Here is an 11,992-nt window from a genome sequence, read left to right on the forward strand (position 1 = left end):
CGGCGCTCTCTTTTAAGGAGGTTAACCAGCTTTGGATTTATCAAAAAAACCACAGCGAATCAATGTAGAATTTCCGATTGCTTATTTTGAACAGAATCTTATCTTTACCCATAACCATGAAGCCTGGGCAGTCTATGAATTGAGCCCTTTTGTATATGATCATCTCAGTGATCGGCGAAAGCTTGACAAATTATTTTCACTCTCATCCCTATTGAGTGTGTTCAGTGATAAATTTCATTTGCTGTGGCTGCCTGAAATCCATGATATCTCTGAGCACCATGAACGCTTGAGACAACGACTATCCGGTCCGCTGCGGGATTGGGCGAAACAGGTTGTGGATTTTCACGAGGACTACTTAAATTCGATCTATAATTCAGGCATTAATGCGAACAACGTCAAATACAAAGCTTATGTCATCGTTTATCTCTCTAAAAGTGAAAGCAGTGACCTAGTTGATCAAATAGAGGGGATCTATACAGAAGTAAAACGAATCATAGCCCGCCCTAAACAAATCATCGAAAAGTTCACAGGGTTGAATGCTCCTGAAATATATGAGCATGAATTTCAAGCTTACTTGACCAAAGAAAAACAAATCTATAGTCGGATCAGTCGCAAAATCAAATTAATCCGGGGGACGGAACGAACCACCGAATGGCTTATTAAACGCAACTTCTGGTTAGGGATTGCTGATCCTGAATTACGTTCCACTAAAACGAAAGCATGGTCTCCGAAAAAGAAAAAAGGCATTCGAAATCGTTTAGAAACTCTGATGTATGATTCGCGGCAAGTGCTTACTCTAACCGAAGCTGAGATTAATGCCAAACATCCACGTCGCATTACATTGACTCAACCTCTTGATGGAGAAGATAAGACCATTCATCATACATACTTAACGGTGTCCGAATTACCGGACGAGTTGGAGATGCCTGATAACGAGTGGCTATATTCCGCTGCCTTACTACCATTCCCTATCCAAATGAGTATCAAGGTAGATGTGCTTGAACCGCGAGAAGCCTTAACAAAAGTTAAACGTAAGAAAATGGAGATCGAAAACCAAATCAAAAATATCAACGAAGCTCAGGCTACCGTACCTGAAGACTTGGCGGATAAACATGCCAGTGCTCACTTCCTAGAAGCGGATTACAAGAAGAGTAAAAATCCTACCTTTCTGACGCATGTCACCTTCGGACTCTATCATACGGATCTGAATGTCTTGAAAAGTAACGCCAAAATCCTTCAGGATCATTTCAAAGACGCAGGAAATATCCAAGTAGCACAGCCTGCTGGTGATCAATGGCTGCTCTTTAATGATTTTATTCCTGGTTCGCCGTTGTACGTGACAGATTACATCCAGCGAATACCGCCCGAGACGCTTGCTGCAAGTATGATTGGTGCATCACAGGAACTTGGTGATGAGCAGGGTACATACATCGGCACCACTGGGGACTTGGCCCGCCCGGTTTATATGGACCCCGGGCACCCCAGTAAAATCAATCGGAGTCCAAGTATTGTAATTGTAGGTACGCTAGGTGGGGGGAAATCAGTATTAGGTAATCTACTGTCATACATTTGTGGGACCGTCACTGGAGGAAAAGTGCTTATCCTCGATCCTAAAAATGAGCGAAGCAAATGGCCCTTACACCTTTCTGAACTTACAGAAGCTGGGCAAATTCAGGTGACCACCTTATCTTCCGACCTGGAAGATCAAGGGAAGTTGGACCCTTTCATTATGCTCAAGGATATTGAAACGGCTAAGGAAGCAGCGGTTGAGATTCTATCTTACCTGTCATCTACGGGTACAAACACGGTGCAATATAGTTATATTTCACGTGCTGTACAAACAGTCGCCGATGAGCCAAATCCCTACTTAGCGAAATGTATAACCGAACTCTTAAAAATTGGTAAAGATAACAAACCAGAGGCTACCCTTGTAGCCGAGATTTTAGAGAGTTTTATGACCCTTTCCTTTGCCAAGTTGTTATTTGGTACGGGTGAGGAGAAAACAATGAACCTGGATTGTGTCTTTAATATTTTGCAGGTTGCTAATTTGCAGCTTCCAGATCCGGAGACACGCACCGAAAATTATTCACTAGGCGAAAAGATGAGCGTGGGCATCATGTTCGCTGTAGCTCGCTTTGCTGAAAAATTCATCTACCACGACCGTGGAATCTTTAAATATGTAACGTTCGATGAAGCATGGTCCATCTTATCGAACCATGCCGGAAAAGCGATTGGAAACAAGGTCGTACGGACCGGACGAAGCTTGAATGGTGGGGCTATCTTTATTACACAGAATGCTACCGACGTAGCCGGCGACATGGCTGGTAACATCGGAATTAAGTTTGCATTCCGAGATGAGGATACCGAAAAGATTAAGAATACACTTAGTCTATTTGGACTTGAACATATCCAAACCAATATTGATATGATCCGTAATCTTAATGATGGACAATGCCTGATGCAAGATGTGAAGGGGCGCATTGGTATTTTGGATGTAGATTTGGTCTTTACACATCTGGAAGAAGCATTTGATACCCGCCCTCCAGCAGAATCGGAACTTACACAAGAGGATATGGGGGAGTTTGGTATTCTTCAAGCTTTCCAGCAGCACGTGGAGCAAATGGAAGGTGTAACGTATGAATAAGTTTGGACATTTGAAGCGGTTTTCTCGCCTTTTGGTCCTTATACTTTTTACATTCCTTGCGCTATCATCATCTTCTGTTGCTCATGCCGACATTATTGATAATCTGATCCCGACCCTGAAGGCGACTCCCACGGGTTTAGATACCACTCATGACATTATTGATGATCTGATCCCCAACGATGGAGACAGCTCAGCAAATTATAACCAGCCCGCTTCTCATTATCAGGTGAAGACGGTTAATCCAGACCGCGGAGCATTAGAAATCGAAGAAAAGGCTCAAGACTCCATGAATGCGATTTGGGATTTTGCGGTCAGTGGTTGCCTCATGATCACGATTTACACGACCAAATTTTTTATCTTTATTGCTCAGGAAGCATTTGAATTCCGATACTTCAATCTCATCGTGGACGTTGTTGTTGAACTTGTACAGAATCTCACCGGGATTCGTTTTGGTAGTTGGGGAGACGGATTATGGGGAGACTTTATAGGCGTATTTATTCAAATAACGATCGTTTATATCCTGTATCTCATGATCAAAGGTCGGTTTTTGGATGGGATGTCTTCGATTGCATCCTTCTTAATCGCACTTGCTATTATCTTGGCATTCTTCACCAATCTAGGACCTTTTCTTAAAGGTGTAAACTCCTTTGGACAGGATCTTAATAACTCTTTTTATATCACGTTTTCGTCTAATTCAACCAATCCAGGAACTGGCGTCGGAAATAACTCGTCCAATAATGGAAAAGGGGGAGTATCTGGGTTCTCACGGCAATTATGGACTGAAGTTGTAGATCGCCCTTACCAAATGATGCAGTTCGATTCGATGAATGTGGATCCTACTACGCTAAAAAAAGTGCTAAATACAGAACCCGATAGTGAAGATCGTACGAAAGCTTTAAAAGATGCTGAAGTTAATTACCCTCACGTTGCGAAATCGCGGACGCTCTCCAAGTTTGGCATCGTCATTATGAATGGTATTTTATCGCTTATCATTTTAATATGTTTTTCCTATTTTGCTTTTTTCAGTATTCTTGGCAGACTCAAAGCTTTGTATCAGTCGGCTATGATGTCCTTTACTCTTTTTGCAGCTTTACTCCCGGGTAGAGGCGGCGGCGTTCCTGCATTACAGCCCCAATTTACTAAATTAATCGGTTCCCTATTAACTGCCGTTATGGGGTTGCTATTTTTAGATATTTCTTTGGTCTTAGGGCACGCTGTCTTTACCGTCGTACACAATATAACAAGCAGTTGGTTCGTCTCACTCGTCATTGAAACAATCACCATTTTAGCTGGCTTTTATTTTAGAAAAGATATTGCTGGCTTTTTGGTTCGAAAAGTTAATCCTGGGAGTGGGGGCGGTATTCAGGTACCACAAAGAAAGCCATCTGTTCTTGCTTATTCCTTTAAACGGAAATTGAGTGATGACATTTATGACCGTACCGTAGGTAAAGCCGTTTCTACAATATTTGGGGGAAACAAAGGGGCTAATAAAGTTGGTATACCCCGTAAGTTTAACCCGCTGTCGCTAAACAATGCCAATAAGAGTTTAGATGATGCAACAGCAGCTAGTATGTCCCTGCGGTATCATAACGAAAAGACCGCAGCTGAAGATGTAGCTGCCAGTAGCGGTGATCCTGTACAATATACGCCTTTTGTCAGCAAGGTAAATGAAAACTTGGAGAATGGGATGAAGAATCCTTTTCGTGGATTGGATAAAGAATGGAAAACCGAAAAAGACCGTCTGGCTTCCATTAAATCGGGCAAGGGCAATATGAAAGACGCTATTCTTACGAGAGGTATCCATCCCGGGATGAATGATCAGCAGGTCGCATCCGTCATGTATGCCAATGAGAGTGCGATCCGGCAGACAGGTGCCTTTTTTAAAGACCGCCCTCAAGAAGCCTCCCAGCAGATAAAGAATGCTAAAAAGCTGCAAGGAAATCCGAAACTTAAAGCCAACATGGACGATTTTGCCATGATGCAGCTGTACAAGAGATACAAGCAGGATCAGCGTGATAGTGTACTACAAGCCCGGAAGACCGGTGAGCGTGTTCAACAAACTCCATTCGTTCAGGATATGAATTTGCGGTTTAAAACTGCTGGTTTACACAATGCGTACCAAATCAAAACCGCGATGTCGAATCCATTGAAACGTGCGTCTATTATCTCTCATTTTTCTGGTATGCCTGAATTCTCAAAGCAGCAAACGAAATTGTTGGAAGCGAATGAATCTCTGAAAACGATGACGAGATCGGCTAGTCTTTCGACCACACCTGCAGCAGTCAAACCTGTATCCATCAAAGGTCCACTGCAATCAAAAGCCAGAGAGCAAATCATCCGGCAGGCTGCTGGATCGAAAGTGGATACGGTGAAGATTCCTTACCGAGCACATATTGCTCCTGAATTAAATACACGCATGGATATGAGCAAAGTCAAGATCAAGGATACAAAACTCCAATCCGCCATGCGTGAGAAGTCTGCAGAAATCAGACGGTTGATGGCAGAGGAGGGTACCAACGAAAAATTGAAAGTGGTAAATACCAAACAAGTACAAATGGAGCAGGCATTCAAAATTAAAAACAAGATGTCTACGGAGATTACTGAAGCTCTAAGTACGGAAAAGAAAAGTCTGACGATTATGAATAAAGCCAGCAAGGTCGCTGAAGTATCGGATGCCAATATCAATGTGGCGAACAGTATCAAAAAGCGTGCGGTTGAAGCTCGTGGAAAATCGACCTCGGCTAAGAAGGATTAGCGACAGGAGGTTAAGATTCCGATGGCTTCCAGGTTTAATTCAAAACAGATAGCCTCAACACTGGTCAAAAAAGCTATACATTCTTACGTAAAGAAGAAGTTTAAATTTACGACGTTACTCATTGCAGCCGTGATTGCCTTTTTAATTCTAGTCTTGTTGGCCATCATCATAGTAGTCAGTATTTTAGTATCCAACCAGACCGAAGATTCTTTTGTTTCTCAAAAAATACTGCCGCCCCAAATCTATGTTCAGGGTTTGAAAAAGCACATTACAAGCCCTTATGGGTATCGTACACACCCGATTACTAAAAAGAAGACATTACATTCGGGTATTGATATTGGAGTCCCAGAAGGAACCCCCGTTCAAAGCTCAACCGCTGGTACAGTGGAGACCGTAAAATTCCCCATGCCCAGCGACCCAGCTTCTACCCAAAATGCTGGTGTATTTGTAGTGATTTCGAATCCGGATCCCCAGTTAAATCTAAAGACGCGGTATCTCCATCTTAGCCAAGTGTTTGTAAATCCAGGCGATACCGTAGAAGCTGGACAAATTATTGGTTTATCCGGTAATACAGGGAGATCCACAGGAGCCCATTTGCATTTTGAAACGATTCCCGATGGGAAAAAAGCGGTTAACCCAGTTCCGTATATTAATACCATATCTGAAATATTGGATATATCTACGAAAGAAGCGATGTCCCAAAATGTTCCCATTACGTTGCCAGCCAGCTCAGACGCTCGCAACTATGAATCCCCTAAGATGTTATATGTAAATCAGGTTATCATAGGGGACCAGGCGGGGAGCGGGGGAAGTGGCAGCAGCGGGTCGTCTGCTGAGGGGGGAACGTCTTCTAGTGTTCCTTATATTCCAGACCTTCCCCCTCCGAATGTGCCGGGTATAGCTAAGATGCATCCCTTTATTCAGAGGTATGCTTCCCTGGCTATTCAGGAACAGAAAAGAACAGGGATTTTTGCCAGTGTCACACTTGCACAAGCTGGAGTAGAGTCATCTTTTGGTGCCCATAATATTTGTAATAACTTGTACGGGATTAAAGCAGATAGTCGCTGGCGAGGACCTGTTTGTAAGGGGAAAACAACGGAGCAAGAAAAGAATGGGAAGATTAATAAAGTAGTGGCTCCATTTCGTTCGTATAGTAGTTTTGACGAGTCCATTATCGATCATTCTAATTTTCTTCTACAAAATAGTAGGTATAAGACGGCATTATCTCAGAAGAATCCGTATGACATGATTAGAGGTATTGCTAGAGCTGGATATGCTACTAACCTAAAATATGAGCATGATACAACGGCTTTGATGAGAGATCAAAATCTCACTATTTTTGATAATGGAGGTATTGATCCAGCTACCGGCAAGCCTTACGTTGATACAGGTGGTATTAATCTACCGAGCGGAGAGGGTGGGGGAGGATCTTCTTCGCAAATCTCACCAGGAGATACATTAGCAGATTTACAGGTTGATACGATCACAGTGGTATATGGTGTTGCTCAGTATTATGGTAATAGCGCCGTGAGGATTGTTCGATCTCCTGATGGTGGAGTAGACAAGTATCCGATGGAGTATGATGGCCGTCCCATCATTAATATGGTGAATTATAATAATGTGGTACAATTAAGTCAGTACGCGGGGAAAGAGACCCGTGCTCCTGAAATTCAATTGGCATCTAAACCAGCTGCTATAACCGTAACGTTAAAAATGGATAAAAAGAAAAAGCTATATGTTGCAAATGTTAGCACGGATACAGATTAGAGAGGGTGATCCAGCATGTTTACTATTAAAAGTATGCTTACACAGGATTTATTTTTTTTAATGAACTTTGAGATGACCTATAAAGGTGTAAAAAAATGGTTTGAAGATGCTGGTTCTCCTATGAATGATATCGAATTATTTCAAGCATTATTGTTTCCTGAGCAGTTACCAGAGGGAAAACAGTTTGATCTATTAAATATGGTAGTAGATCGATATGAGAACATCTTTTTTCAAAATAACCGAATCTATGAGAACAATGCGGATGATGAGATTAATGATACCCGAGATCCTATGCATCAGCTGCTGCTTCAAGTTTTAAGGGATCGTATCGTCCATGGAAAAGATGATGCTATGATTACCCTAGGATTAGCTTTGATGAAGGATAAACAGGCATCTGAGCCCCTTTATAAGGCTCTACATTCTTATTTTGATACGATTTAATAAATTACTAAGGCGACCATTGGTCGTCTTTTTTTTGGATAGAAAAGAATAGGTAGGAACTTCGGAAAACATGATATCATGAACAGTCACAAAGTAACCGGTGGGAGTGACAGGGCGTAGCGAAACCGAAAGTAGGTGTCGCTCTGTCACTTCTTGAATTGATACGTGAATTTTTAGACGGAATGTTGAAGGTGGTTGGTATTGTTACTGGCCTGAATACTTTACGTAACGCTGGAAGTAAGCGCGTAAGAATAAGAAAAGCCACCGGGATTAGGTAGGTGGCCAGAATCCAATGGTTTTCAGTCAGTCGTTGATTGAATCTCTCGCCGTGGTCACCCACTGGCCTATGTTGAAATCATGATGTGTCCAGCATCGTGACTTTTTATTTATACGGACGGATAGTCAAGCCAAGTGCGACAGCTCCTCTGAAAAGGATTCGTGAGCGGTTTTCCACCCCAAACATTTTCGGGGTCTATGATTAATCAGGGGAGAGCTTTCTCCAAGGCTTCATCTGTAATTTGGGCGAAATCCGTACCTTTGGGGAAGAACTCTCGCAGCAAGCCATTTGCGTTTTCATTGGAGCCCCGTTGGCAGGAGGAATACGGATCAGCGAAATAGATTTGTATCTCATGAGTGGCTTCCAAATTCCCATAGCAGGCAAACTCTTTACCACGGTCAGCGGTTGCCGTTTGGAAGGCAGCAGCAGGGTACTGGGAGGCAGCTACACCATAGGCGATCTCCATGGACAAAGCGGTACGATCGGGCATCCGAATGGCGGTGTACAGACGGGTTTTGCGTTCCACAAATGTGGCCACGCAGCCTTTGCTTTTTCCACGGCCTGAGACGACGGTATCCAGTTCCCAATGACCGAACGTTTCTCGAATATCTCTGGCACTTTTCCCCTGCTGGTGGAGGATTTCTAGTTTGCTGCGTTCAATTATGCTAAGATGAGTGTAGCTCATGGTGGATTCTCCTTGTGTAAATGGGGTGTGAGAACTTTCATTCTACACGAATCCGGCCATGGGCCCTTTGTTTATTTATTTCCAGTAGGTGTCGCACTTCATATTACAATCCGTCCACTACATAGAAGTATATAAGACACATGCTTATCATATAATTTCTTACGATAATATTTTACTACAAGTCTAAAGCATGTGAGTAACTGAGGGCTCAGGCTTGCTCTTACTTCGATCATCATGTAAGCACTGAGTTCAAAATTATTGATAATCTTAATCCCATTAACCATACATCTATTTTTATATATATTTATTATTATTTATTTAATCTATGTTTCATTATGTTATTTGTTTTAACTAGGGAACTTCTTAGTAGAATCAATAGATTAAGAGGGATATCGGCCACATCTAAAGGAGTATAAAGCCACATAGACAGGAGTTAGTGGCCACATCTGTGGGAGTATCCAGGCCACACGAACAGGAGTGAAGTGCCACATCAAGAAGAGTCCATGGCCACAAATATAGGAGTTTCACATGATTACAGGGTGCTTTCTATTCATTTTAACCATATCATTGATCATTAAGCGGTTATTTTACTCCTGTCGCTGTGGCTTTTAGCCTGTATAGGGGGTATGTTTTCTCTAATATAGATTAATTGACTCCTATTTGTGTGGCATTTAGTTGTAGAGGGGGTCTAAAATATACTTCGTTGAGCCCTATACTCCTGATCATGTGGCTTTTGATGTGTTCTACCTTTATTCTGACTGACCCACATAGGTTTTTCTGTTCACCCCCCCTATGCTAAAGGGCATAAGCAGCCTTCTGCTTTAGAAACATCGATAGAGTAAGCAACACCACAAAGCAATCTCCCCCTAAATTTTTGTTTCCAAAGGCCACACAAACAGGAGTATTGAGTACATAATCTACAAAAAGTGCTGTACAATCATGTTAAGAACAAACATGAAGAGGGAGCTGCTTATGGCTGCTATGTCGGAAGAACAAATGGAATTTGATTTTGAGCCAGATGCGATATCAGACCATTTTATTGTGTCTGAGTCCAATGCGCTCATAGAAGCTCGAACTAATCTCACGCTTTATGAAGAGCGCATCATATACATATTGGCGTCACGCATTCATCCAGACGACACTAACTTTAAAACTCACTTTTTTAAAGTTAGAGATATTGCAGAAGTATTAAATATATCCCATAAAACGAATGACTTTTACAAACAGATCCGGGAGATACTCGATAACCTCCAGAACAAGAAGGTCATTATTCACGAACAAAATCTCAATTCTACGTTGCAAGCTCATTGGCTTGCAGCAGCCCGATATTATCATGGCAAAGGTACAATTGAGCTGGAGTTTTCGTCCATGCTAAAACCCTATCTTCTTCAGCTTCAGCAGAATTTCACCAAGTTTAAGCTGTGGAATGTGCTGTATCTGAAGAGCACGTATTCTTCCAAACTCTACAAGCTACTCAAACGATACTTGCCATTGGGTAAGCGTAGCTTTACCCTGGAGGAACTACGGGAGAAGCTAGAGATCGAAGAAGGAAAGTATAGTAGGTACAGCCATCTGAAAAATCGCATCCTGCTTGGTTCTCAAGCCGAATTGGAAATGAAGACAGATATCAAATTTAAACTTGAGGAGATTAAGAACGGGACGAAAGTGGTGAAGATTATTTTCCACATCTCTCCCAATGCAAAGACTGACCCTGCAGGTATTAATGACACTGATTTTATAGACCATGAAGATACGATTCAACTGCTGGCTAGATTTGAAGTGAAAAAGAAAGTGGCTACCGTTCTCATCAAGAAATATGGAGAACAGCAAATTCGTGAAAACATTAAGTATGTTTACGAAAAGAAACGGAACGCTGAAGTATCCAATATGGCAGGATACATTGTTAAAGCAATAGAAGAAAATTACGCTGACGCTCTTAAGATGTTTGAACCCGAAGACAACCAGGATGCCGAAACGAGCATCATCAATATGAATGAGCGTATTCGCCAACTGATATTCTTTAAGGATCGGTGCATCGAAGAGGGTATTGTGAATGAGACCGTGGGTACACAAAACCTTGTAAAAGGAGTCACGCAGGAGATCGAACGGATTGAGAAGGCCAGACAAGTCAAGAACTTCAAACCCTTAACGGTAGACGATTTTGAAGACGCTAAAGCAAAGTCTATTTTTGAAGACTATAGGCGCGATCGTTCAACCCTGCCCCCAAAACTTGAATCAGAATGAACTTAGACTTGGAGGTCCCCCTGAGCATGGATTTGACAAATAGGTCAGAATTCCCCCATCTTCTAAAGTGAGGGATGAATGGCAACGGTCTGATCAATACTGACTCTTACAGCCTAAGATACTATAATGGAAGCATTCAGTCGTATCTTAGGAAAGGTTGTGGAAACAATTTAATTAGACTCAAATAACCATTCAGAGTTCTTGCTGAATACCACTTGATTCTAGTCATCAAGTATCGCAGGAAAGTAATTACTGCTGAAATATCGAACGTCTAAAAGAGATGAATAATACCTGCAGTTCAATAGTCCCCAAAATGTGTAAGAGATAGTAAGAAGAGAACTCTTACAAAGGGGTTGGGACATATGTTGACAGGTCCTAAAAAAACAGAAATTGCAGTGAGCGAAGGGCAACGTCTTTGGTTGGAGCAACTCATCCGGCGGCGAAGCACGCCTCAATATTTGACCAAGCGTGCTCGAATCGTGCTGGAATCCGTGGAAGGGATCAGTAACAGTGAGATCAGTCGGCGACTTCCTCTGGATTGCCCACAAGTCACACTATGGCGGGAACGCTGGGTGTGCCAGTACCCCCGGTTATGTCTCATCGAGCACGAACATCCGGAAGAACTAGAGGCGGCGGTGATTCAGGTTCTTCGCGACGAGCCTCGACCGGGCATACCGCCCACCTTCACCGAGCAACAAGTCGTGCAAATCGTTGCGATTGCCGTGAAGTTCCGAAGGCCCGGGGAAGGATTAATCGAGTATCGTACTTCTATTACAGGAGCCAAGCTAGTTGTACTGTATCACATCGAAGGGAACCCGTGAACTGACCGACTGGCTGCTAAGCCCTAAAGAATTACCGGAGACAGAAAAGGATGCGTTTATGCTGAGGCTGTATTTCTCTATTCCCAAGGAAGAAAGCAAGCGGTTATTCGGAAATCAGATTGCCAAACGTAAAGAGAAGCTGGAGCATTTGTACGAGAGCAAGCAATCCCTTCAGCTGATGGAGGAAAAACCCTTTGCGGTCTGCTCAACAGGTGAAGAAGTTGCCAATCCACGAAAAGCAATTGGTGTTTTGGCAACGACGACGATCTCGCCGCACCAAAGGAGGGACGAACTGGCAGAAAGCAAAGCTACAAGTCGCTCGCATTCATGAGAAGATAGCGAATTGCCGCAACGATTT

At 42.7% G+C, this 11,992-nt stretch carries 6 protein-coding genes and 3 pseudogenes; 8 read left to right on the forward strand and 1 reads right to left on the reverse strand.

Going from position 1 to position 11,992, the window contains the following annotated elements; all coding sequences use genetic code 11:
- Window positions 1–31 precede the first annotated feature (31 nt).
- Genes JO375_RS07370 through JO375_RS07385 form a run of 4 tightly spaced genes read left to right on the forward strand, consistent with a single transcriptional unit; the run spans window position 32 to window position 7,607 of the window.
- Window positions 32–2,644 (forward strand): ATP-binding protein, encoded by a 2,613-nt coding sequence (locus tag JO375_RS07370; protein WP_229523843.1) that lies wholly within the window; start codon window positions 32–34, stop codon window positions 2,642–2,644.
- Window positions 2,637–5,399 carry a CD3337/EF1877 family mobilome membrane protein gene (locus JO375_RS07375; protein WP_229523844.1) on the forward strand — a complete coding sequence of 921 codons (2,763 nt, stop codon included), beginning with the start codon at window positions 2,637–2,639 and terminating at the stop codon, window positions 5,397–5,399. The genes JO375_RS07370 and JO375_RS07375 overlap by 8 nt, the downstream gene beginning before the upstream one ends.
- Before the next feature lie 21 nt (window positions 5,400–5,420).
- On the forward strand, window positions 5,421–7,166 hold the full coding sequence (locus JO375_RS07380; protein WP_229523845.1) for a glucosaminidase domain-containing protein: 1,746 nt from the start codon (window positions 5,421–5,423) through the stop codon (window positions 7,164–7,166).
- Window positions 7,167–7,181: 15 nt separating this feature from the next.
- Complete coding sequence (locus JO375_RS07385; RefSeq protein ID WP_229523846.1) at window positions 7,182–7,607, forward strand: hypothetical protein; 426 nt, start codon at window positions 7,182–7,184, stop codon at window positions 7,605–7,607.
- A 402-nt stretch (window positions 7,608–8,009) separates the two neighbouring features.
- Here JO375_RS07385 and JO375_RS07390 read toward each other — a convergent pair.
- Window positions 8,010–8,488 (reverse strand): annotated as a pseudogene (locus JO375_RS07390) (IS30 family transposase); the annotation flags it as partial.
- Window positions 8,489–9,523: 1,035 nt separating this feature from the next.
- Between JO375_RS07390 and JO375_RS07395 the strand changes: the two are divergent.
- The 4 genes and pseudogenes from JO375_RS07395 to JO375_RS24970 all read left to right on the forward strand — a co-directional run.
- Window positions 9,524–10,813 (forward strand): replication initiation protein, encoded by a 1,290-nt coding sequence (locus JO375_RS07395; protein ID WP_229523847.1) that lies wholly within the window; start codon window positions 9,524–9,526, stop codon window positions 10,811–10,813.
- Window positions 10,814–11,014: 201 nt separating this feature from the next.
- Window positions 11,015–11,079: pseudogene (locus JO375_RS25215) on the forward strand (IS200/IS605 family transposase); the annotation flags it as partial.
- A 96-nt stretch (window positions 11,080–11,175) separates the two neighbouring features.
- A complete protein-coding gene (locus JO375_RS07400; RefSeq protein ID WP_229523848.1) occupies window positions 11,176–11,634 on the forward strand; it encodes a COG3415 family protein in 459 nt (152 codons plus the stop codon).
- 242 nt (window positions 11,635–11,876) lie between these two features.
- Window positions 11,877–11,992, forward strand: a pseudogene (locus JO375_RS24970) (IS200/IS605 family element RNA-guided endonuclease TnpB); the annotation flags it as partial.

The organism is Paenibacillus farraposensis (assembly GCF_020736845.1).
In the GTDB taxonomy this organism is placed as follows: domain Bacteria; phylum Bacillota; class Bacilli; order Paenibacillales; family Paenibacillaceae; genus Paenibacillus; species Paenibacillus farraposensis.